The sequence below is a fragment of the Ralstonia chuxiongensis genome (genome assembly GCF_024158925.1).
GTDB classification, from domain to species: domain Bacteria; phylum Pseudomonadota; class Gammaproteobacteria; order Burkholderiales; family Burkholderiaceae; genus Ralstonia; species Ralstonia chuxiongensis.
In genome coordinates this window covers 18,931-42,190 of record NZ_JAMYWC010000009.1, presented here as the reverse complement: position 1 = coordinate 42,190, position 23,260 = coordinate 18,931, and the positions used below count along the sequence as shown (strand labels likewise).

The 23,260-nt window shown below is 65.1% G+C and carries 19 protein-coding genes and 1 tRNA gene; 7 read left to right on the top strand and 13 right to left on the bottom strand.

Going from position 1 to position 23,260, the window contains the following annotated elements; genetic code table 11:
• The coding region (locus NKG59_RS23855) for a xanthine dehydrogenase family protein molybdopterin-binding subunit (RefSeq protein WP_253542137.1) at positions 1–1,219 on the top strand (1,219 nt) is incomplete at its 5' end.
• 135 nt (positions 1,220–1,354) lie between these two features.
• Here NKG59_RS23855 and NKG59_RS23850 read toward each other — a convergent pair.
• Complete coding sequence (locus NKG59_RS23850) at positions 1,355–1,639, bottom strand: hypothetical protein (protein WP_024977383.1); 285 nt, start codon at positions 1,637–1,639, stop codon at positions 1,355–1,357.
• Positions 1,640–2,132: 493 nt separating this feature from the next.
• Here NKG59_RS23850 and NKG59_RS23845 point away from each other — a divergent pair, with 493 nt between their 5' ends.
• Together NKG59_RS23845 and NKG59_RS23840 are read left to right on the top strand one after the other, a co-directional pair.
• On the top strand, positions 2,133–3,263 hold the full coding sequence (locus NKG59_RS23845) for a porin (protein ID WP_253542132.1): 1,131 nt from the start codon (positions 2,133–2,135) through the stop codon (positions 3,261–3,263).
• A 144-nt stretch (positions 3,264–3,407) separates the two neighbouring features.
• Positions 3,408–4,406, top strand: a complete 999-nt coding sequence (locus NKG59_RS23840) for a Bug family tripartite tricarboxylate transporter substrate binding protein (protein ID WP_253542129.1) — start codon at positions 3,408–3,410, stop codon at positions 4,404–4,406.
• A 6-nt stretch (positions 4,407–4,412) separates the two neighbouring features.
• Here the strand turns inward: NKG59_RS23840 and kdpE are convergent, their stop codons facing one another.
• The 4 genes from kdpE to NKG59_RS23820 form a co-directional block, all read right to left on the bottom strand.
• Positions 4,413–5,117 (bottom strand): two-component system response regulator KdpE, encoded by a 705-nt coding sequence (kdpE, locus tag NKG59_RS23835; RefSeq protein ID WP_253542126.1) that lies wholly within the window; start codon positions 5,115–5,117, stop codon positions 4,413–4,415.
• 70 nt (positions 5,118–5,187) lie between these two features.
• Positions 5,188–5,499, bottom strand: coding sequence for a high-potential iron-sulfur protein (locus NKG59_RS23830; RefSeq protein WP_253542123.1), 312 nt, complete (start codon positions 5,497–5,499; stop codon positions 5,188–5,190).
• A 324-nt stretch (positions 5,500–5,823) separates the two neighbouring features.
• A complete protein-coding gene (gene hisC / locus NKG59_RS23825) occupies positions 5,824–6,891 on the bottom strand; it encodes a histidinol-phosphate transaminase (protein WP_253542120.1) in 1,068 nt (355 codons plus the stop codon).
• Positions 6,892–7,064: 173 nt separating this feature from the next.
• Positions 7,065–7,140: transfer RNA gene (locus NKG59_RS23820), tRNA-Arg, on the bottom strand.
• 380 nt (positions 7,141–7,520) lie between these two features.
• Between NKG59_RS23820 and NKG59_RS23815 the strand changes: the two genes are divergently transcribed.
• Both NKG59_RS23815 and NKG59_RS23810 read left to right on the top strand, forming a co-directional pair.
• Positions 7,521–8,414, top strand: coding sequence for a c-type cytochrome (locus NKG59_RS23815; protein WP_045206621.1), 894 nt, complete (start codon positions 7,521–7,523; stop codon positions 8,412–8,414).
• A gap of 176 nt (positions 8,415–8,590) precedes the next feature.
• A complete protein-coding gene (locus NKG59_RS23810; RefSeq protein ID WP_253542118.1) occupies positions 8,591–9,004 on the top strand; it encodes a surface-adhesin E family protein in 414 nt (137 codons plus the stop codon).
• 16 nt (positions 9,005–9,020) lie between these two features.
• On the opposite strand, the gene NKG59_RS23805 is transcribed toward NKG59_RS23810, so the two are convergent.
• Positions 9,021–10,094, bottom strand: a complete 1,074-nt coding sequence (locus NKG59_RS23805) for a DUF2993 domain-containing protein (protein WP_253542116.1) — start codon at positions 10,092–10,094, stop codon at positions 9,021–9,023.
• Positions 10,091–11,248, bottom strand: a complete 1,158-nt coding sequence (locus NKG59_RS23800; RefSeq protein ID WP_253542113.1) for a hypothetical protein — start codon at positions 11,246–11,248, stop codon at positions 10,091–10,093. The genes NKG59_RS23805 and NKG59_RS23800 overlap by 4 nt, the downstream gene beginning before the upstream one ends.
• A gap of 86 nt (positions 11,249–11,334) precedes the next feature.
• On the opposite strand from NKG59_RS23800, the gene NKG59_RS23795 reads away from it, so the two are divergent.
• Positions 11,335–12,153, top strand: a complete 819-nt coding sequence (locus tag NKG59_RS23795) for a MerR family transcriptional regulator (protein ID WP_253542110.1) — start codon at positions 11,335–11,337, stop codon at positions 12,151–12,153.
• A 91-nt stretch (positions 12,154–12,244) separates the two neighbouring features.
• Here the strand turns inward: NKG59_RS23795 and NKG59_RS23790 are convergent, their stop codons facing one another.
• From NKG59_RS23790 to NKG59_RS23765, 6 genes are all read right to left on the bottom strand, one after another.
• Positions 12,245–13,141, bottom strand: coding sequence for a metal-dependent hydrolase (locus tag NKG59_RS23790; protein ID WP_253542109.1), 897 nt, complete (start codon positions 13,139–13,141; stop codon positions 12,245–12,247).
• Positions 13,138–14,160 carry an alpha/beta fold hydrolase gene (locus NKG59_RS23785; RefSeq protein WP_253542106.1) on the bottom strand — a complete coding sequence of 341 codons (1,023 nt, stop codon included), beginning with the start codon at positions 14,158–14,160 and terminating at the stop codon, positions 13,138–13,140. The genes NKG59_RS23790 and NKG59_RS23785 overlap by 4 nt, the downstream gene beginning before the upstream one ends.
• A gap of 10 nt (positions 14,161–14,170) precedes the next feature.
• Positions 14,171–15,061 carry an SDR family NAD(P)-dependent oxidoreductase gene (locus tag NKG59_RS23780; RefSeq protein ID WP_045206606.1) on the bottom strand — a complete coding sequence of 297 codons (891 nt, stop codon included), beginning with the start codon at positions 15,059–15,061 and terminating at the stop codon, positions 14,171–14,173.
• A 28-nt stretch (positions 15,062–15,089) separates the two neighbouring features.
• Positions 15,090–16,712 carry a flavin-containing monooxygenase gene (locus NKG59_RS23775; protein ID WP_253542103.1) on the bottom strand — a complete coding sequence of 541 codons (1,623 nt, stop codon included), beginning with the start codon at positions 16,710–16,712 and terminating at the stop codon, positions 15,090–15,092.
• A gap of 145 nt (positions 16,713–16,857) precedes the next feature.
• Complete coding sequence (locus NKG59_RS23770) at positions 16,858–21,189, bottom strand: ATP-binding protein (protein WP_253542100.1); 4,332 nt, start codon at positions 21,187–21,189, stop codon at positions 16,858–16,860.
• 4 nt (positions 21,190–21,193) lie between these two features.
• Entirely contained in the window at positions 21,194–21,862 is a 669-nt protein-coding gene (locus NKG59_RS23765; RefSeq protein ID WP_045206599.1) for a response regulator, read from the bottom strand.
• 240 nt (positions 21,863–22,102) lie between these two features.
• Here NKG59_RS23765 and NKG59_RS23760 point away from each other — a divergent pair, with 240 nt between their 5' ends.
• Positions 22,103–23,251, top strand: coding sequence for a cation diffusion facilitator family transporter (locus tag NKG59_RS23760; RefSeq protein WP_253542097.1), 1,149 nt, complete (start codon positions 22,103–22,105; stop codon positions 23,249–23,251).
• The last annotated feature ends 9 nt before the right edge of the window (positions 23,252–23,260 follow it).

The window sequence follows — 23,260 nt, the reverse complement described above, 5'->3', positions numbered from 1 at the left end:
CCCGCGCCCCCCGCTGGGCCGCGGCCCTTTGCCGGGGCCCGCGCTGTGTTCCGGCCCCGCGCCGGGCGAAGCCACTGGCACGTTCGCACTGGAAGTGGCGCTGGATGAGATGGCCTACGCGCTCGGCATCGATCCGGTGGAGCTGCGTCTGCGCAACGACGCCGCGCAAGACCCGGAAAAACGCATCCCGTGGTCGAGCAAATCGCTGGCCGCGTGCTACCGCGCTGGTGCCGAGCGCTTCGGCTGGGCGCGCCGCAACCCGCAGCCGGGCAGCATGCGCGAGGGCAACACACGCATCGGTTGGGGCATGGCCACGGCCACGTACCCTGCCAACCGCAGCGCGGCCGGCGCCACCGCGCGCTACCTGCCCGACGGCACGGCGCAGGTCGAATCCGGCTCGCAGGATCTCGGCACCGGCACCTACACGGTGATGACGCAGGTGGCGGCGGATGCCATGGGCATGCCCGTCGACCGCGTGCATTTTGGCCTGGGCGATACGCGCATGCCCGAGGCGCCGGTGTCGGGCGGCTCGCAGAGCGTGGCCAGCGTATCGCCCGCCGTGCAGGCCGCCGGCGCGCAGGCTCGCGATGCGTTGATTGCCGCAGCCATTGCCGATGCCAGCTCGCCGCTGCATGGCGTGGCCGCAAGCGACATCACCGTGGCCGACGGCTTTTTGAGTGCCCGCGGCGGTGCGCGTGAGCCCGTGGCCGCCGTGGTCGCGCGCTACGGCCGCCCCATCGAGGTGACCGCCAAGGTGGCGCCGGGCGAAGAAAAGCAGAAGTACTCAATGCACTCGTTCGGCGCGGTGTTTGCCGAGGTGCACGTTGATGCGGATCTGGGGGTGATCCGGGTCTCGCGCATCGTGGGGAGCTACGGCGTGGGGCGGTTGCTCAACGCCAAGACCGGTCGCAGCCAGCTCATGGGCGGCATCGTCTGGGGCATGGGCATGGCGCTGTTCGAAGAGAGCCTGTTCGACCCGCGCTACGGCCGCATTGTCAACAACAACCTGGCGGAGTACCACGTGCCAGTCAACGCCGATGTGCCCGACATCGACATCCTCGTGCTCGACGAGGCGGACCCGCACATCAACCCGCTGGGCGCCAAGGGCATTGGCGAGATCGGCATCACGGGCGTGCCGGCGGCCATCGCCAACGCGGTCTATCACGCCACCGGCCGGCGCGTGCGCGAACTGCCGATCACGCTCGACAAGCTCATCTGAGCGCGCATGAAAAAGCCCCGCTGGCGCATCACCAGCGGGGCCAGAGTGGGCCAAGAGGCGGAAAACGGAGGATGCCTGGAGACCGGCCCGTAATTGATCAATGCGCGACGAACGCGGTGAATGCCGATCAGCGCATCAATTCGGAACCGGGTATCCGTAGACCGTACCGCCGCCGTCGCGGGAGCGGCCGGCCGGGTCGCTGCGCATGCCGTCCGAATACGGATCGAAGCGGCCGCTGCGTGCGCCTTCTGTATACGTGTCGAAGCGTCCGGTGCGAGCACCGTCGCTATAGACGTCAAACCGTTCGGCCCGCGCATTCTGGCCGAACACTTCCACGCGGCTGGCTTGTGCCCAAGCGCTGCCAGCCGCGAGGGCTCCGACCGCCAACATGGCGGCCAACCCCATTTGCTTGAGTCGCATGGCGAACTCCTTCTTCAACTGATTTTCGGCTTTGTTTGTGGTCATTTGATGTCCTGCCACGGTGTACAGCCTAGGTCAGGGGGCATGCCGTATCCACGGTGGTGCGACGAACGGTTTGTTGTCGGCGCCGAAATGATGCAAGTCAGCGTGAACCGCGCTGAATATCGCGCCAATGGCGTAACGCCCCCGGCAATCCCCCAACCTTTTTGTCTAATCAAGAGAGCGGTTCAAAGCCGGCGGTCCGCCTTGGTGCACCACAGCAGGGCGCGATGCGCTGGCAAGCCTTGCCGTAGGCCGATTTGGTGCAGTGCATTAAGAGCGATGCGCGCGTACCACACTTGGTAGAACGATTCCGTGAATTACTTTGCCGGGCATATGGGCTTTTGTTAAATTTGCGCGGCACTTCCGACACGGAAGTTAAGGAAACGGAGGAGCCCAACCTCATGCACACGGGGTCGGGCGGTTTGAGACAACTCTTTTATTACGAGCCCACATGAAAAAGTCTGCCATTCTGGTTGCAGTTGGCGCCCTGTTCGCAGGTTCTGCCTACGCCCAATCGAGCGTGACGCTGTACGGTATTGTCGATACCAGCATTCACTACATCAACAACGCCAACCAAGCTGGCAACAGCGTGACCCAGATGGAAAGCGGTGCTGTGTCGAACAGCCGCTGGGGCCTGAAGGGCTCGGAAGACCTGGGCGGCGGCAACAAGGCACTGTTCGTGCTGGAAAGCGGCTTCAACTCGGATTCGGGCAAGATGAGCAGCTCGGGTACGCTGTTCAACCGTCAATCGTTCGTGGGCCTGTCCAACAAGGACCTGGGCACCATCACGCTGGGCCGTCAATACAACTTCGGCTTCACGACCGGCGGCAACTTCGACCCGCTGGGCGTGGGTAACTACGACGGCAACTCGTGGATGTACTACGGCCTGACCGGTCTGCGTGAATCCAACATGCTGAAGTACGAAGGCAAGTGGAACGGCCTGTCGGTCGGCCTGGCCTACGGCTTTGGCGAAGTGGCTGGCGCTGCAAGCCAGAACTCGTACGTTGGCGGCACGGTGGCCTACGAATTCGGCCCGGCCTACATCGGCGCCTTCGCACAACAGCACAAGGACGTTGCTGGCAACAAGCAAACCGTGTGGGGTATCGGCGGTAACTACACGATCGCTGCAGCCAAGCTGTTCGCAGGCTACATCGACAGCAGCGACGCCACGGGTTGCGTGAACAGCTCGGCAAACTGCGTCGGCGGCAGCGCTTTCGGCCTGAACATCTACGGCAACGCCACCTCGGGCGCTGGCCTGACCCCGGGCGCCACGAAGCGTCGTGACCACGTCGGCATCCTGGGCGTGACGTACAACGTCACCCCGGCGCTGGCTCTGACGGGCGCGTTCTACTACGACAGCATCAAGAACGCTGCTCTGACCGCCGGCAACGACGGCAAGCGCTACACCGGCGTTCTGCTGGCTGAGTACGCCCTGTCCAAGCGCACGCAAGTGTATGGCACGGTCGACTACAACAAGGTCAAGGACGCGGCTCTGCCGGAACTGTCGGGTGGCGGCAACGCAACCGGCACCGGCAAGTCGAACCAGACCAGCGTTGGCGTGGGTATCCGCCACATCTTCTAATCGACGCTGTCACTCGATTGGGAACGGAAAAGGCGCCTTCGGGCGCCTTTTCTTTTGCCTGCAGTTTTTGTACGTCGTCGGACAAGGCTGCCTGGGCATCCGCCTACAATGCTGGTTCCTGTTTCGTTCTTCTGACATTACGCCATGACTTCCGCACGTACTGCCCGCCGCCGTCTGATTGCCTCTGCCGTGCTGCTGTGCGCCGGCCTGCCGCTGCTTGCTGCCGTACCTGCGCAAGCGCAGGACTATCCGGCCAAGCCGATCCGCATCATCGTCGCGTACCCGACCGGTGGCATTTCCGACAACGTGGCGCGTGCGCTGGGCGAAAAGCTGTCGGCGCAATTGGGGCAGCCGGTGGTCGTGGAAAACCGCGCCGGTGCCGGCGGCAGCATCGGCATGGACGCCGTGGCCAAGGCGGCGCCAGATGGCTACACGCTGGGCTTTTCGTCGGTCAGCCCGCTCACGCTCAATCCGCATTTCAGCAAGCTGCCGTATGACCCGCAGAAAGACATCGCGCCCGTGGCCAATGTCATGTACGCCCCGATGATCCTGCTGGGCACGCCGGCGTTCACAGGCAAGAGTTTTGCCGACATGCTGAGCCAGTCGCGCACCAAGCCGGGCTCGATCCGCTGGTCGACATCTGGCCTGGGTACCGTGGGGCATCTTGCGCTGGAGCAGATCAAGTCGCAGGCGCATGTGGACGTCACGCTCATCCCGTACAAAGGCGGTGGCCAGCAATTGACGGATGCGCTGGGCGGCCAGGTGGAGGTCATGTCGACCAACGTTGGCCCCACGCTGATGCAACACATCGCGAGTGGCAAGCTGCGCCCGCTTGCGGTGGGCGCGCCGCACCGGCTCGATACGCTGCCGAACGTGCCGACCTTCACCGAACTGGGTTACGCCAAGGCCAACATGGCGTCGACCTTTGGTGTGTTCGCGCCGGCCAAGACGCCTGCGCCCGTGATTGCCCGACTGAACGCAGAGATCAACAAAGCGCTGGCTGCGCCCGATCTGCGCGATCGCCTCACGCAGGCAGCCGTGGTGCCGGCCGGCGGCACCGCCGAACAGTTTGCCGCTGCCATCCGCGCGGAATACGACAGCAACGGCCGCATCGTCCGCGCCGCAGGCATCAAGGAACAGTGAACCGGCTTACGCCGTGAAGCGGTACCCGACGCCGACTTCGGTCAGCAGGTGCTCGGGCCGCGCCGGATCGCGTTCCAACTTGTGGCGCAGGTGGCCCATGTAGATGCGCAGATAGTGGCTGCTGTCGGAATGCGCCGGGCCCCAGACTTCGCGTAGCAGCTCGCGATGCGTCATCACGGTGCCGCGGCGGCCAAGCAGCACAGCCAGCAGCCGGTATTCGATGGGTGTGAGATGCACGGCTTGGCCATTGCGGCTGACCAAGCGGCGCGCCAAGTCGACTTCCACCTCGCCGAAGCGGATGATGCTGCCGCCGTCTTCGCCACGCTTGGCGTGGCGCCGCAGCAGTACGCGCAGGCGCGCAATCAGCTCGCCCACGCCAAACGGCTTCGTCAGGTAATCGTCTGCGCCGGCATCGAGCGCGTCGATCTTGTCGCGCTCATCCACCCGAGCCGAAAGCACGAGCACCGGCACTTCCGTCCAGGTGCGCAACTCGCGAATCAACTGCATGCCATCGCCATCGGGCAGGCCGAGATCGAGGATCACCGCATCCGGCTGACGCGTGCCCGCTTCGATCAGGCCGCGCTCGACGCGGTCGGCTTCATGGACTTCGCAGCCTTCCTCCTCCAGCGCAGCGCGGACAAAGCGTCGGATGTGCGGTTCGTCGTCGATGACGAGGACGGTGGGTGTGAATGTGAACGGCATGGCACGCATTGTAGAGGGCGCGCCCATAAAAAAACGGACCCCGAAGGGTCCGTTTTGCTTGCGCGCGATACCGCTTCGCTCAAGCCTTCTTTGCCCAGGCGCTGCACCAGCCCTTGTTGGCGACGTCCTTGCCGGCGAACAGCGGGCAACCGCCTTGCGCAGCCGTACCGCCCTGGTACAGGGCGCAGTTGCCGCAATGCTGATCCGGCGTGTGCTTCGGGAACTTGGTTTTGTCGGCCTTGGCGCTGTCAGCCACGTAGCCCAGCGCCTTGGCTTGCGGGTCGGTTTCCGCCACCATCGGTGCAGCCAGTGCCAGGTCCGACATCGACATGACGGCGCCTGCGGCGGCCACGATGGGAATGCTCTTCAGGAATTGACGACGATTGGACATGCTGATTCCTTTTGTGGGAGTGTGTTGTGTGGCGTCCCGTGCCGCCCGTGCAATGCTCAGGCTCACCCTAGGGGACAGCGGACGGCGTCGGCGCGCCATTTACCCGCTCGTGCATTCTGGCACAGCAATCGGCCGGCAGCATCTGCGTACGGTCAATGTTCCGCATACCTGAGTGCAGCAATCGGTTGCTTTCGTGGCCTTTGATCCACACCACGCAATGCTGGGGATGCACCGAGTGGTCGAGGAATGCCGCCGTCCGCGCAATCGCAGTCGCCCAAATGGCTGGTCAACACCGGTGGCAATTTGCCGCAGACGCGTGGGTGCTTACGCCAGCAGACTTTGTAGCGCCTTTAAGAATGCGTCGCATTCATCATCGGTGCCGACCGTGATGCGTAGATGCTGGTCGATGCGCGGAAGCTTGAAATGGCGCACGAAGATGGCTTGCTCTTTCAGCCGTGCTGCCAGCGTTGCCGCGTCGTGGGCTGGATGCCGCGCGAACACAAAGTTCGCCATCGACGGCACGACCTCGAACCCCAGCGACCGCAGCGATTGCGTCAGCCGCGCGCGGCTTGCCATCACGCGTGCACACGTGGTGCGGAAGTACGCATCATCTTCGTAAGCCGCTTGGGCAGCCGCCTGCGCAAGGCGATCCAGCGGATACGAGTTGAAGCTGTCCTTCACGCGATTGAGCGCTTCGATGAGCGCCGTATGCCCGAACGCAAAGCCCACGCGCATGCCGGCCAGCGAGCGCGACTTCGACGTGGTGTGGACAACCAGCAGATTCGGATAGCGATCGATCAGCGCAATGGCAGACTCCGCGCCGAAATCTACATAGGCCTCATCCACCACGACGACCGACGACGGGTTCGCGGCGACGATCCGTTCGATCTCCGTCAGCGGCAACGCGTGGCCGGTCGGCGCGTTCGGATTCGGGAACAGCACGCCGCCTGCGTCGCCAAGATAGTCATCGGCGCGGATGGAGAAGTCGTCCGCCAGCGGCACCACTTCGCACTGCACGCCGTAAAGCCGCGCGTAGGTCGGGTAGAAACTGTACGAAATGTCCGGGAAGCGCAGATGCTTGTCGTGTTTGAGCAGCGCCTGGAAGACATGCGCCAAGACTTCGTCCGACCCGTTGCCCGCAAAGACTTGCTCAGGCTTGAGGCCGACCTGCGCGGCCACCGTCTCGCGCAGCCGGCGCGACAGCGGATCGGGGTAGCGGCGCAGGTTCTCGCCCTTCTCCCCCAGCTCCGCAGAGACTGCGGCCACCACGCGCGGCGACGGCGGGTACGGGTTTTCGTTGGTGTTCAGCTTGATGGGCCGCGCGATGGCTGGCTGCTCGCCCGGGACGTAGGGCACAAGTTGCTGAACGATATCGCTCCAGTAACGGCTCACGGCTTAACTCCTGATGAGGTGACTATTTTCTAAGCGTGCCCGCAGCGCGATCGATGAATCGAAAAAGGCTGGGAAGCTGAATAAGGTTCGGGAATAGGCAGGCCTGCACGTTGCGGCAGAAGCGCGGTTCTGGCGTCGGAAAACCGTACAAGTAGCGTAAATCTTTGATTTTTTGGCGCGCCCGGCTGGGATCGAACCAGCAACCCCTGCCTTCGGAGGGCAGTACTCTATCCATTGAGCTACGGGCGCATATCGGCACAGAACGCACCGAAAGAGAAGCCCCGCAGGATAGCGCATTTGGGCGCAAGCGTCCATCGCGCGCCCGGGAACCCCTGGGTACGAGGCCTGCTGCTGCAACGTTTCGTTGGGTTTTTGACGCAGGTCGAAAAGCGGCGCCTAGGGCTGTCCCGCGTGTCAAAGGCCAAAGCATTACGGATATAATCGCGCGTTATTTGCCAGAAGAAAGACGGGGACAGGTCTGTCTGGGCCGACGCGGCGATTGAATCGCCATGGTCTTCCTGCCCTCATCGCGATCCAATGCGGCCCCCACGCCTGCCGGCGATGCTCGTGACCTTGCCGGCGGCGCTCTGAGGGCTCCAAGAGCGGTTTCACCATCCTGAGAGTTGAGCATGAGCGACGCGCAACACGACGAACACGAGCCTCTGATCAAGACCCCCAAGCAGCTGATCATCGCGGTGATCGCCGCCTTTGTCGTTCCGATTCTCATCATCATCCTGCTGGCCAATTACGTCGGCCTGGGTGCCAGAGAGGGTGCCGGCGGTTCAGGCATGTCGGAAGAGGCGGTCAACGATCGCATCAAGCCCGTTGCGCAACTCGAACTGAAAGACCCGAACGCACCGCACGTTTTCAAGACGGGCGAGCAGCTCTACAAGGAAGTCTGCGCGACTTGTCACGCAGCAGGCGTGGCTGGTGCGCCCAAGTTCGGCGACGCGGCAAGCTGGGGTCCGCGCCTGCCGCAGGGCCTGGATGGCCTGACGAAGGTGGCGCTGGCCGGCAAGGGCGGTATGCCCGCGCGCGGCGGCACGTCGCCGGATGACGTGAGCGACTACGAAATCGAACGCGCCATCGTCTACATGGCCAACTCCGCTGGCGGCAAGCTGCAGGAACCGCCTGCACCGGCGGGCGCGGGTGCAGCCCCGGCTGCAGCATCAGCATCGGAAGCATCGGCTCCGGCGGCCGCCCCCGCTCCGGCCGCTGCTGCGCCGGCACCCGCTGCAGCACCGGCCGCGCCGGCTGCAGCTGCCGCACCGCAAGCCTCGGCGGGTGAAGTTGGCAAGAAGGTTTACGAGTCGACTTGCCAGATGTGCCACGCCGCCGGAGTGGCTGGCGCGCCCAAGTTTGGCGACAAGGCCGCCTGGGCGCCGCGCATTGCCCAAGGCAAGGCCAAGTTGTATGACTCCGCGCTGCACGGCAAGGCCGCGATGCCGCCCAAGGGCACTTATGCCGGCTCCGATGACGACGTGAAAGCCGCCGTCGACTACATGGCCGCCGCTGCCAAGTAAGCGGTCCCGCATTCCCGAAGAAGCCCGCCCCGTGCGGGCTTTTTTGTTTGCCTGCCGCGGCAGTGGCAGACGCGGGGCATGCCGTTTGCTACGCCTAATTCGAATGTGCGGAGAACGAGGCAGCCCTGCTGCTTCACCCCGCGTACGTCTGTGCAATGAGGCAAACGGAGGTTGCAATGCGAACGGAACGAACGACGCTGATCTACTGGGTGGCTGCCGCGTTGGCAATCGGTAGCTCGACCGCCATGGCGGCCGACAACTGGGTCAAGCTGGCCCCGTTGGCCGACAACGGCGGCTCGCTCTATCTGGACAAGGACTCCATCGAGCACAACAAGGATGGCACCGTGCGTGCCACGACGCGCGACGCCTATGACGCGCCGCGCAAGCTATCCGACGGCAGGGCGTATCAGTACGACACACGCACGTCCGTCTACGACTGCAAGGAAGGGCGCATCCTGCCGGTCAGCGCGCTGATCCAGGACGGCCAGCACGCCACGGTGCTCACCAAAAACATCGACGGCCCCCGCTGGGAAGCCGTCGTGCCGCGCTCAGAGGGCGAGGCGATCCTGCACGCCGTTTGCCAAAAATAGCGCGCTGACGACGGCGTTACTGGACGGCCGCTGCCGGCGCGAGGTCGACGCGCAGCGTACCGTCCGCATCCATGCGCGTGGTGCCGCGCGCAGCGGCCTCGCGGTAGTGATACAGGTCGAAGCGCAGCGGCCCGTGCGTTGATGTATCGGTAACCAGCACGCGGCTGTTGGTCACCAGCACGTTGTACATCTTCAGGTCACCTGACTGGATCCAGATGCGGCCGGCCGCGTCGGTGGGCGCAGACGCGCACAGGGCCGGCGCAGGGCCGAAGCCGAGCACCAGCCCGTCAGGCGTGACACGCGCCGTTTTCATCTGACCGATCAGCCGCGGCGGTGGAAACACAGTGTATTGGTCCAGCACCATGTCATTACCGTCCAGCTTGGCGCCGTCGCGATTGAGCGGCGCAAGCTGCGACAACTCCAGCCCCATCCCCTTGAGCAGCGCCAGCGTCTGGATGCCCATCACGCGTGCCTCGGTGGGCGTATAGACGAGGTAGCGCGATTCCTTGAGCGCCAATGTGCCGCGCATGCCGAACGGCAGCCACACGCCGGGAAAATGATTGCGCAGCTTGAGCCCGCCCGACACGTCGAGCACGCCGTCGCCTGGCGTGAGCGACAGCGCATTGAGCGAGCGCGGCGAATAGTCGAGCAGATACCGGTTGAACAGCGCGTCGAGCGAATCCTTGGGCACGGTTACTTCGCCGCCGAGGATGCGGATGTCGAACTGGCTCGGGTCGTCCATGTCGACGGGCTGACCCGGCTTGTGCGGTACGAGCTGCGCGGTGAGTTGGTGCACGCGGAAGCCGATGTCGCCGGTGATGCGGAAATCCACATCACGCATCTGCACGACGGGCGGTGCCGTGCCCGAGTCGCGCGCAACGGCGGGGCCGCTGGCGTTAGGCGCACCGGAGGACGGATCGCAGCGCTGCACCCATTGCTGGCGCACGGTTGTCAACTCCTTGCGCTGTGCGCTGGCCATGGGTGGCTCGGCAGCGCGGGCGACGGCGCTGGCAAGAAGCCCGGTCAAGCCGAGCGTCACCAACACCAAGCGCAACATCAGGGCGGCGAGAGCGAAGGCGGGGGCGATCATGGCGCGGTCCTCTTGGCGAGTTGCAGGGCGGGCTTGCCCGCTTTGGCGACGGCAGGTGCCTTGGCGGCTCTGGCGGCGCTGAGCGCGTCGAACGACGGCATCAGCACGCGAATGCCGCCATCGGCCGAGAAGCGCAGCGACCCAGCCACAAGCTGATCGCGATAGCGGTACAGGTTGAACACAAACGGCTTGGCCGGATCGGCCACGACAATATCGATGCGCGCATTCATCGGCATCGAGCGCATGAACCGGATGTCACCGCCGCGAAAGAGGATGTACGGGCGCTGCGCATCGGCGGCGTTGGCCAGCGGCGGCATCTGCGGGGTCCCATCGCCGATCTGCATGAGCAGCCCCTCGCGCGTGACGCGAATGGCGGAGAGCTTCAAATCCAGCGCGGGCGGCGGAAACAGCTTGGGCACCTGCATGACGATCTCGCTGCCCGCCAGCTGCACGGCAGGCGTCGACACCGGCAACAGATCGGCCAGTTCGATATGCGCGGCGCCCATCAGCGCGCTGGCATCCTGGCCCCGCACCTTGACCACGTTGGGGCGGAACACGATGGTTTGCGGGTCGCGCAGGACCAGCGGGCCGCGCAGTTCGATCGGCACCCACGCGCCGCGACGGCGCATCTCGGCGCGCATGTCGAGCGTGCCGTCGTCGAGCGAGAAGCTGAAGTTACGCAGCGGAGGGTCATCGCCCGGCCCCCGCGCAAAGACCACGGTGTTGAACAGCGCGGCCATGCTCTCTGCCGTGACGCGCACTGAACCATTCACGGGCTGCAGCGTGTACGACGACACATCGTCGAGCCACACCGGATCACCTGGCGCACGCGGCACCATGCGCAGCGCGAGCTGGTCGACCAGAAAGCCCACGCCACCATCGAAGCGGAAATCGACATGACGCAGATACGAGATCGCATCGGGCTGGCCGGAATCGCGCAGCGTGGCGGGCCGCACCTCGCGCGTGGCGAGGTTGCCCGACTGGAACGGCGCGCGCGCCTGGGCCCGGGCGTCTTCAAGCTGTTTGGCTTTTTCAGCTTCGATGGCGCCGTGTCCGTCGCCGGCGGTGGCGCAGCTTTGCAGCAGCAACGCCGCAACCACCGCGCCCGCAGCCCGGAGCGCGCTATTACGGTGACGCAAGGTCAAGTCCCACATCGACGGTCTCCTCGTCGTGAGAAACGCACCGGAAACGTTCCGGCAACCGACGCGGTCTGTCGCCGCGCTCGTGTAGAATTTTTTGCATGCCTGCCCGCAAACCAACCGGCGATGCCGGTCCGCCCGCCATTCCGCCTGCCCGCGAGTTCACCATCGATGAGCTGGCGCGCGCGGCTGAAACCACTGTCCGCAACGTCCGCTCGTATCAGGATCGTGGCTTGATCGATCCGCCCGAGCGGCGTGGTCGCGTGGGTATCTACACGCAGGCGCATCTGGGGCGGCTCAAGCTCATCAATCACCTGCTCGGGCGCGGCTATACGCTCTCCAACATCCAGGAGCTGCTCAAGGCCATCGTCGAGGGCCATGACCTGCGCTCCATTCTCGGGCTCGAATCCGCCATCGCCAGCCCGTGGTCGGATGAGTCGCCCAAGCACTACTCGCTTCTGGCGCTGGCCAAGCTGTTTGGCCGTGCCATGTCGCGTCAGGCGCTGGCGCGGGCCATTTCGCTTGGCCTGCTTGAACCCGATGGCCTCGGCTATCTGGCGCGCAGCCCGAAAGCACTGCTGGCCGGCGCGCAGATGGCAAAGGCCGGTTTCCCGCTGGTCGAAGTGCTCGACATCATCGAGCGTGCCCGGCCGCATACGCAGGCGGTGGCCGACGATCTTGTCTCCATGGTCGTGCGCGAACTCGACAAATACGGCAGCGATCTGCCGCCGGTCGAAGACGTGCCGCGTCTGGTCGACGTGATCTGGCGCATCCGTCCGCTGGCGCTGGTGGCGGTTGAAGCCGAGCTGATGCGCGCGCTTGAGACGGCCGCCAACAAATACCTGGGCGACCGCGTGGCGCAGGTCATCGAGCACATGCATGAACCGCCGGGCAGCACACCCGGGCCGGACAAAGGCTAGTGTCTCCGGCGCGCCCATGCGTGGGGCGCGCCTTATCTATTTCTAGTTTGATCCCGATACGACGGGTGCTGCAGGCGTTTTGAATGCCTGCTCAAGACCCGGCTGCACCTGCCGTCGAGAGCTTGCGGCGGATCGACGGCGACGGCGCTTCGCCGTTTGCAGCGGCATAGGCTTCGATTTCCGAAATCAGCTTGGGCAGGCGTGCAAGTGCATCACGGTTGTCTTCATCCCACGGGTGGAATGAGGGCCGGAAAAAGTCGAAGAACTCCGGAATGATCTTGCGCAGCGGTGCCGGGTGGATCCACAGGAAGTGGAACGCCTTGCCCAGACCGAAGAACTTGTTCTTGCAGGTGCGATCGGCAAAGATCAGCCGCAAGTGCACGTAAAACACCATCGACCAGAACATCAGCGTGGTCAGCAGCATCGTCGACGTGCGCAGGATGTAGCGGCGCAGGCCCGGCTTGATGGCGAGGTTCCACACGTCGTAGCTGACGGCCTTGTGCTCGGTCTCTTCCATCGCGTGCCACAGCCAGACCTGGCGGTAGCCGGGCTCCGAGTTGCGGCCCAGGCCATCTTCATGTGAAAGCACCTGGCCGGCCAGCATGGCGGTGTAGTGTTCCAGCGCCACGGTCACGGCCAACTGGTGCGACTTCGGCGTCCACTTACGCAGCACGTTCAGGAACTTGCCGACAAAGCGGTCGATGCGTGTGGCGGGCAGGCCGGCGCGGTCGAGCAGGTCGTTGTACAGCACGTGCTCGCGCGTGTGCATGGCTTCCTGGCCAATGAAACCGGCCACGGCCTGCTTGAGTTCGGGGTCGGTCACCAGATGGCGGTAGTTGCGCACGCTGTCCATGAAGAAGCGCTCGCCGGTCGGGAAGAAGATCGACAGCGCGTTCAGGAAGTGGGTGACGTGCGTGCCTCGCTCGTGCCAGTTGCTGATGCGATCAGCAGGCAGGTGAGGATGCACGTCGCGGCGGACTGGCATCATGGGCGGTTCTCCTGGAATGTGGTTTCTGAAAGGCGCGTCGACGCGCGCCCTTGATCGAGGAATGCACAGAGGTCGGTCCCAACACGCACGGGGTCTTCCTCCATCGGGATATGGCCGAGTGCCGGATACATGCGCAGCGTGGCGCCAGGAATGCGGCGGGCAAATTCACCGGCATGCGCGGGCGGGATCCACCGGTCGCGCTGGCCCCAGAGGATGAGCGTGGGCACTCGGATCGAGGCCAGCCCGCTGGTATCGACATCGTCAAAGCGGAACTTCGGCACCATCTTGCCGATGGCCTGTCGTGCACCGTCGGCATAGAAGAAATCGGCGTAGCGACGCAGCGTGGGTTCGGACACGCGCGACGGGTCGCCATACACATCGCGCGTTGCGGCGCGGATGATCCCCTCGGGCAGCATCCACGGCGACGTCAGCCGCACGCCCAGGTGATTGAACAGATCGATGTAGATCGGCAGCTTCATCGGAAAGCCTGCCGAATCGATCAGCACGAGCTTCTCGACGCGGCCCGGGTGTCGCACGGCAAAGTCCCACGACACCATGCCGCCCAGCGAGTTGCCGATCAGCGTGAGTTTCGACAAGCCCAACGTATCGACAAACGCGTCGATGAAGTCGCGGTACAGCGGCAGCTCCATCGTGCGCGGGTGGCCTTGTGCATCGCGCAGCGGGCCGGTGATGCCGAACGGCGGCAGGTCGAGCCGGATCACGCGATAGCGCCGCGTGAGCTGCGGCAGCACGCCGTCCCACGTATGCAGCGATGCGCCAAAGCCGTGGATCAGCAGCAAGGTGCCTTCCGAGTTGGCGGCGCCTTCATCGGTGTAATGCACGCGCGTGCCCATCAGCGGCAGATAGCGCGATTGCGGCTTGGCGTAACGCGCGATCAGCACGTTGCGCCCGATGCTGCGCAGGCCGATGCGGCCGGGGCGCAGCATCGCGCGGGCGACGTTGAGCAGGTTCGCGCGCGGGGGGCTGGCGAACAGTTCGCTGGTGGTGGCCGTGTTCATCGGCGGCCCCTTATTTGGCGCGTACGGTGGCCGGCGACGTATCGTCGCGCAGGGCTTTCTTGCGCGTGCGGCGGGCTTCGCGCACGACCAGCGCCTGGTACGCCGCGGGCAGCACGCGGGCCATCACATCTGCGGCGTGGGCGTCGGGGCCGATCAGCACGCGGCGCTTGTTCTTGCGCACGCCATCCAGGATCACCTGCGCGGCCTTGTCTGCCGAGGTGATGAAGAACTTCTCGAACTCCGCCTTGCCCTGCTGCTCGTCGCGCACCAGGAAGCCGTTCATGCTCGGCGAGACGCGGCTCGACTTGGCAATGTTGGTCTTGATGCCGCCCGGGTGGACGCACGTGGCCGACACGCCGCAGTTCATCAGATCCAGTTCCTGGCGCAGCGCTTCTGTGTAGCCGCGCACGGCGTACTTGCTGGCGTTGTAGGCGCCCATGCCCGGCTGCGCGAAGATGCCGAAGATGCTCGACGTATTGATGATGTGGCCGTTGCCCGTTGCTTTGAGCAGCGGCAGGAACGCCTTGGTACCGTGCACGACGCCCCAGAAGTTGATGTTCATGATCCAGGCCAGCTCGTCGTCTTCCATGCCTTCGATCGTGCTGGACAGCGCCACGCCCGCGTTGTTGAAGATCAGGTTGACCTTGCCGTGCGCGGCGGCCGCTTCTTCGGCCCAGCGATACACGGCGGCGCGGTCGGCCACGTCAACCGCATGCGTGGTCACGCGGATGCGGTCGCCTTCATGCGCACGCACCAGTTGCAGCGTCTGCGCGAGCGCCGCTTCATTGCGATCGGCCAGCGCGAGATGGCAGCCTTCGCGTGCCAGCTGCAGCGCCAGCGAGCGGCCCATGCCCGACGCGGCGCCCGTGATGGCGGCAACCTGGTTGTTGAATGACTTCATGGCGTGGTCTCCTTGGGGCTGGCGCGCGTCAGACGCGGTCGAGCACTTCTTCGTTAGGGGTGTTCCGAGCGGCGGGCACCGTGCGGGCAGGCACGCGCAGGGGCACGCCCTTCGGTACGGCCATCGGGCGCGTGCGGTAATCCGCCAGCCGGAAATGCGCCGTGGCGCGGCGGAATTGCCAGGTGAAACCCGGCCACAGCGTCGTGTTCTTGCCCGTCTTCGGATCGAGGTACCAGCTCACGCAGCCGCCGGCCGACCAGATCGCATTCGACAGCCGCTTCTGGATGCCGTCGTTGAAGCGGCGCTGCACGTCGGGACGTACGTCGATGGCCGCCACGTTGTGCGCACGCATCGACTTGAGCGCGTCAACGATGTACGCCACCTGCGACTCGATCATGAACACCATCGACGAGTGGCCGAGCCCCGTGTTCGGGCCCACCACCATGAAGAAATTCGGAAAACCCGACACCGTGGTGCCCAGGTAGGCCTCTGCGCCGTGCTTGTCCCACGCATCGACAATGTCCACGCCTTGGCTGCCGACCAGCACCCCACGCGGGAACGGGTCCGTTGCATGAAAGCCCGTGCCGAAGATCAGGCAATCGACCTCGCGCCGCGTGCCGTCGGTGGTGACGATGGCGTTGGATTCGACGCGCGCGATGCCGGAAGTGATCACGTCGACGTTCTCGCGCGTGAGCGCCGGGTAATAGTCGTTCGAGATCAGGATGCGTTTGCAGCCGATGGTGTAGTTCGGCGTGACCTTCTCGCGCAGCACGGGATCGGCAATGCGGCGCTTGATATGGCCGCGCGCCATGCGCTCCACCGCCTTCATCAGCTTCGGATGAATCACGAAGCCGAGCACGCGCGACTCCAGCATCCAATAGATGCCCGTGCGCATCAGCTTTTGCGTGAACGGCAGATGGCGGAACAGCCAATGCTCCGCGCGCGACACCTTGCGGTCGGGTTTGGGCAGGATCCACGGCGGCGTGCGCTGATACAGGTCGAGGCGGCCAACCTTCGGCGCGATCTGCGGCACGAACTGAATAGCCGAGGCGCCCGTGCCGATCACGGCCACGCGCTTGCCGCGCAGATCGTAATCGTGCTCCCACAATTGCGAGTGGAAAGCCTTGCCCTGGAAAGTTTCGATGCCGGGAATGTTCGGCCACGCCGGACGGCTCAGGCCGCCCATGCCGGAGATAAGCGTGCGGGCGCGGTAGCGGCGGCCGTCGGCCATTTCCAGATTCCACACGCCGGCGGCTTCGTCAAACGTGGCGCGCGTCAGTTCGTGATGGAAGCGCACGTGCGGGCGCACGCCAAATTCATCGGTGCAGCGCTCCAGATACGCGCGAATTTCCGGCTGCGGCGAATACATGCGCGACCAGTCCGGATTGGGCGCGAACGAAAACGAATACAAATGTGATTGCACATCGCACGCGCAGCCGGGGTAATGATTGTCGCGCCACGTGCCGCCCACAGACCCCGCTTTTTCGAAGACGAGGAAGTTGTCGATGCCGTTTTGCTTGAGCTGGATCGCCATGCCCAGGCCAGCAAAACCCGTCCCGATGATTGCAGCATCGATCAGGGCGGGGGCGTCAGGGCTGCGCGGGGTCGGCGCAAAAGTGTCGGGGCGCGGAAAATCGGTCCGTGCGTTCACGTGGTGTCTCCGTGGGCACCACTTGGGCGCCTCTTAATGTGACATTGGTCGATGTCATCGTAGGAGGCCGCCAGAACCGAGTCAATCGGGCGATTGGAATGGCACGTCTAAAAGCGAGGCATCGATCGCTTGAAACGGTTTTCCCTTATGAATCCGTCACTTGCGTGCGGTGCACAACGTCAGCGGCCGCCGGTGCGAAGGCACTCAACAACGCGTTGATGTGCGCAAGAAGCCGCGTGGCATGGCGCCCGGAGACGCGGATGTCACGCTCGCTACCGTCATGCACGGCATGGCGGAAGGCTTCCAACACGGCGTCGACGTTCGGGTTGTGCAGCAGCGCCAGCGCGCCTCCGGTGCGATGGGCCCACTGGCGCAGCGCTGCGCGGTCCATTGCGTCCAGCAGCGGCTGGAGCCGCTGCGCATCCTCAGCCAGCGACGACAGGAAGACCTGTGCCAACCCGGCTGCGGCGGGGTCGGCCCCCAGTGCGGCGTGCAGATCGTCGAGCGACAGGGCGAATGGCGCCTCCGGGGGCGCATCTGCGCTTGCGGCTTCGTGGCTCCACAGCGCAGCCAGCGCTTCCTGCAGCGTGACAAGCGTGGTCGGCTTCAGCAGGCTTGCGTCCATTCCCACGGCACGGCATCGCGCGTGCTCCTCGGCAAGCGTTGTTGCCGTGATGGCGATGATGGGCAGGCGAGGGCCGCCGGCGCGCTCTTCGTGGCGGATGTGCCGCGCCAGGTCGAAGCCGTCCATGCGCGGCATGTGGCAGTCCGTGAGCAATGCGTCAAACCGGTGTTCGTGCAGGCGCTCGAGCGCGACCACGCCATCTTCGGCCAGCGTGACCCGATAACCCAGCAGGCGGAGTTGCTTGGCGATCAGTTCGCGGTTGATCGGGTGGTCTTCCGCCACGAGGATGTGCGCACCCGGCGCGTCACAGGGGGCGACGGCGGGCTGTGCGTGCACCGCCGCGGTGGCGATCGGCACATGGTCGGATTGGGGAAGCGCGCGCTCGCACGCCTGTACAAATGCGTGCCAGTTCAGCGGATTGATGCTCAGCGTGTTGCCGGGTCCGGAATAGCACGCTTCCGGGGTGATGCGGATGGCGTGCGCCTCTGCCTGTGCGGTGGAGGTGAAGAGGATGTCGGCGTTAGCGGCGGGGCCCGCTTGCAGTCCGGCCGCGATCGCGAACTGCGTGAGGCTGTGCCGCACGGCCGGGTCGTCCACAACAATGGCAACGCTGCAGCCCGCCAGTTGCGGCAACGCATACCGCGCCTTGAGCATCGGCACGGCCAAGTGCAGCGTGACTGCCGTGCCGTGCCCGGGAACGCTTTCCATGACGAGCTTGCCGCCCATCAGGCCGGCAAGCTGGCGAGAAATCGCCAGGCCCAGGCCGGTGCCGCCGTAGCGGCGTGTGGTCGAGCGCTCGGCTTGCACGAACGGCGCGAACAGCGTGGCCTGAACCTCCGGTGAGATGCCGATGCCCGTATCGGAGACGCAGATGGCGAGGTGCGCCGTGTCGTCCGTCAGGCGCGTGCATTCTGCCGAAAGCCGCACGCTGCCGGTGTCGGTGAACTTGATGGCGTTGGAAAGCAGGTTGAACAGGATTTGCCGTAGACGAATGCTGTCGACCGAGACGCTGGCCGGCACGTTGGCGGCCACATCCACGTGCACGGCGAGCGCCTTCTCGTGGGCGCGGCTTGCCAGCAGCCCGACCGTGCCGTCAAAGACCTCGCGCAAGTCTGTCGGCGAGGGCGAGATATCCAGCCGGCCGGCCTCGACCTTTGCGTAGTCGAGGATGTCATCGAGGATGTGCAGCAGGGCGCGCCCCGAATCCTGCACCAGCGAGACCATCTGCTTCTGCTCGCCTTCGAGCTTCGTCTGCTGCAGCAATTCGACCAGCCCAAGCACGCCGTTCATGGGCGTGCGGATTTCGTGGCTCATCATGGCCAGGAAGCGGTCTTTCGCGTGCAACGCCGATTCCGCTGCGTTCTTGGCGGCTTCCAGCGCGTCGGCCTGCTCGCGCTCCGTGGTCACATCGCTCAGGTAGCCGTTCCAGACCGTGCGGCCGTCGGCCTCGCGGTGCGGGATCGAGCGCGCGTGCAGCCAGCGCACCGAACCGTCCGGGCTGACATGGCGGAAGCGCTGGTCGAACGGCGTCAGCTCTTGCGCGGAGGTCAGCACGCTCTCAAGAATCCGTTCCCGGTCGTCCTGGTAAATGAGCAGTTCGGGCGTGGACAGGTAGCCCAGCAAATCCTGGGGCTCAACGCCAAGCGTTTCGTGCGCCTTGCCCGCCACGTAAGTGATGCGCCCCTGTGCTTGGCCGGGCGGCAGCTCAAACTGGTAGACCAGCGCCGGCAGCGATTCGGTGACCTCGCGCAGGCGCTGCTCAAGGCGTTCGGCCCGCGCCTGCGTTTCGCGGATCTCGCTGATATCGACCAGCGAGGCGACGGTGCCAGCAGGTTGACCATCCGGCAGATGGAACGGCTCGATCCAGTACAGCACGTTGCGCGATTGCCCGTCCGGCGTCTCGATGATGAGCTCTTCGCGCGTGCTTTCACCGGCCTGCGCCGCGCGTCTGTCGATATCGGACAGCGGCACCGCGTCGCCGACCGAATACAGCCCCAGCTCCTGCGGCGTATGCCCGAGCAGCGCCGCGCGTGTGCGGCCGAACATGTTGCAGAACGCCGCATTCACGGCAACGTAACGGTGTGCGGCGTCATTGGCGACGAGCGGAAACGGCACGGCTTCCATCAGCGCGCGCTGGAAGCTCAGCTGGCGGGCCAGGGTTTCTTCGGCACGGCGGCGCTGATGGTTTTCGCGGCGCAGTTGCATCTGCTTGATGAACAGCGCCACCAGCGCCGCCAGCACCAGCGCTGCCGCCGGGCCGAACCTGCCGAGCACGGCTGAAGCGGATGGACCCAACTGGTAGCTGACCGACAGCCACTTGTTGCGGATGCTTACCTGCTCGCCTTCAGGCATGGCGAAGAGCGCGCGGTTGATGAGCGGCACCAGCGCAGCGTATCGCGCCGACACGGCCACGCCGATGCTCTCGACCGTGTTTGCCGAACCCGTAACCTTCAGCTCGCCTGGAAAGTGATGGCGGATCAGCGCGTCAGCCACCGGCAGGTTGACGATGGTGAAATCGGCCTCTCCGGTCGCTGTCATGGACAACGCCTCGTTGACCGAGCGCGCCGGAAGAATGCGGATCTTCGGTACGTTTTGATGCAGCAATGTGGTCAGCGTGTCGCTCGCCGGCAGAGCGACGGTCTTGCCGGAAAGTTCGGGCAGCGCGGCCACCGTGAGCGCGTCGCTGCGCCCGACGATCACCATCGGCGTCGCATCGATCGGCTGCGTGAACGTAAAGCCCGGCGGTCGGGAATCCTGGTCGGACATGCCGAGCAGGATGTCGACCTCCCCGCTGCGCGCCTTCTCGATCGCCTCCGCCCAGTCACGCACGGCCACCCGCTCGAAACGCAACCCGAGCGTACGCGAGAGAAAGTTCTGGTATTCGGGAAAGATGCCGAGGATCGCGCCGCCCGTGCCGTTGAAGGTGTACGGCATGTAGTCAGGATCAGCGGCGTAGCGCAGCGGCGGCAGCGATGCCAGCATGGCCCGCTCGTCGTCCGACAACTGCAGTCCCACGGAGGACCCGCCACCTTGCGTGATCCACCGCGCGCGCAGCTCGCTCATCGTCGCGTCGGGCAACTGGGCAAGATGGCGGTCCAGATAGCGGATCAGCATTGCCTGCCCGCGCGGCGCGGCAAAGTGCAGCGCGTCCACCTGCTGGTTTACAAGCTGCACGATCGAAAGCCGCCGGTAGCGCGGCTGCGACATCAACTCCCGCGTCGGATAGGTCACGCCCACGTAAGCGTCTGCCGCGTCATGCAGCACGGCGTCGAGGGCGTCGGCCGCCGTGGGCGTGCTGATCAGGCGGATGCTCGGGTATTGCCCAGCCAACTCTTCTTCGAGCGAGGAGCCTTGCTCGACGGCGATGCGCATGCCGGGGGCAAATGGGTTCTGCGCGACTTGCGTGTTGTCGTTGCGCGCGACCACCGCGGTGGGGCGTTCCAGATACGGCGCGGAATAGATGAGGCAGTGATCGTATTGCGAGCGGGGTGCCACGCTCATGATGATGTCGACGTCGCCCCGGCACGCCGCCTTGAGCAGGTCGTCACGCCGTGCGAAGACGTGCGGGATGACGCGTACCTGATCCTGCGGAATCAGATGCATCAGCAGATCGCCGGAGAAGCCACTGAGCCGGTCGGCTTCGACGCCTTCCAGCGGCGCCATGGCATCGCTGATGACGCCCACGGTCACCTTGGACGGAAACTGCGTGAGGCGTTGGACGGCCTGCGCCGCGTCTTCCGCGTCGGCATCGCGCGTGCCACCCGCCCAGCCCAGTGCGACGGCGCAGGCGAGCAACCCTGCACCGATACCGATGCGCAGGCGAGCAGACGCCGCACGCGTGACGCGGGCCATCGTGTCAGGCCTCACCACTGCCAAGCAGTCCGTGCCGCACGGCAAAGTCGAACAGCGCCGCCTCGGTGCCAAGCTCGAGCTTGCGCATGGCCGTCTGCTTTTGCGAGCTGATGGTCTTGACGCTGCGGTTGAGCTGCACGGCAATCTCGCTGACCGTCTTGCCGGTCACGTACATGCGCAGCACTTCCAACTCCCGCTTGCCGAGCTTGGCGACCGGGTCGTCGTGGGCGGGCTGCGGTTCGCCGTTGCGGCAGAGCAGCTTGGCATTGAGCATTGGCGAGAGATAGATGCGGCCGTCCGCCGCCGCATGCATGCCTTCGAGGATGTGATGCGGCTCGTCGGATTTGCTGACGATGACCTTGACGCCAGCGCGCAGGATGTTGCTCATCAGCGCGCGGGTCTCAAGCATGGTGAGCACCATCACGCGCAGGTCGGGGTGGCGGCGCACGAGGAATTCGAGCAGGAGGATGCCGTCGCCATAGCGGCTGCCAGGCATGGCGTAGTCGGTGATGACAAGGTCGCAACGCACGCGGCCGAGCACGGCGAGCAGCTCATCGGCGTTGCTGGCCTCGCCCACCACCTCGAAGCCGTCGACCCCCGATACGAGGCGCCGCACGGCTGCCACCACGCCAGGGTGATCATCTGCAATGACGATTTGGATGGTGGGATGCATGTCGACGTGTCTCCGAGCGTGTAACGTGCGGCAACGTGTTTGCCGCATTGCTGAGAATCGCCGAAGCCTCCAGGGTGGAACATCGGAAACGTCCTATAAATACGCCCCAATCCGCGCTTTTCTGGTGCAAATTTGTCGCAGCGCGTTGCGATCGTGGCCATCATTTCGGACCCAGGTGGTGCGCTGGTGCGTGGCACAATGCTGGCGATTTCCTCGCACGCTTGATCGCACCGATTTCCCATGACGCCCACATCCTCGACAGCACCTTCTGCGGCCGCACGCAAGCAGAGCGCCGAGCGCTCCACCTTGGTGAGCGCGGGCGTCAATTGCCTGCTCTCGGCAGGGCAGATTACGGCGGGGCTGTGGTCGCATTCGCAGGGCCTGGTGGCGGACGGGCTGCATACGCTGTCGGACTTGATCGCCGATGGCATCGTCTTCATTGCCAACCGCAACAGCCACAAGGGGCCAGACGAAGACCATCAATACGGCCACGCGCGCTACGAGAACGCCGCGTCGCTGGGGCTCGGGCTGCTGCTGATCGGGGCGGGCACGGGCATGATCTGGGCTGCGGTGGAGAGCCTGCGATCGCCGCAGGGGCCGACGCCGGTGCATGGTCCGGCGCTGGTCGTGGCACTGATCGCGCTGGCGGCCAAAGAAGGACTTTTCCGTTACATGCTGGCCGTGGCCAAGCGCATCAACTCACGCATGCTGATTGCGAATGCGTGGCATGCGCGTTCCGATGCGGTGTCGTCGTTGGTGGCGGCGATTGGCGTGACGGGCAACCTGATGGGCTATCACTGGCTGGACCCGGCGGCCGCCTGCATCGTCGGGCTGATGATTGGCCGTGTGGGCGTGCGCTTTGGTTGGGAGGCGCTCAACGACCTGATGGACCGCGCCTTACCGCCTGCGCAGGTGGAGGCAATCCGGACCAGCCTGGAAGCCACGCCGGGCGTGATCAATGTGCACGATCTGCGTACGCGTGTGACAGGCGACCAGGCATTGGTGGATGCGCATATCGAGGTGGACCCGCGCGTCTCCGTGAGCGAGGGCCATGCGATTGCGGTTCGGGCGCGCACCAATGTACTGACGGCACATATCGCAACGGCCGTGCTCGACGTGCAGATTCACGTCGACCCGCGCGAGCACATCGCGACCGACCCCGTGCCGCTACCCGACCGAGATGCGCTGCACGCCGTGCTGGCACAACTGCTGCCGTCCGGCACGCCGCTGGACGCACGCCACTGCGTGCTCCACTACGTCGATGGCGCAGTGGAGGTCGACCTGGTCCTGCCGCCGGCACTGGCCGCCGAAATCGCCCGCATTGCCGATGCCATCCACGCCAGGTGGGATGGTCTCGTACGCCTGCGCGTGCTTGTTACGGACGTTTGAGCCTGTCGC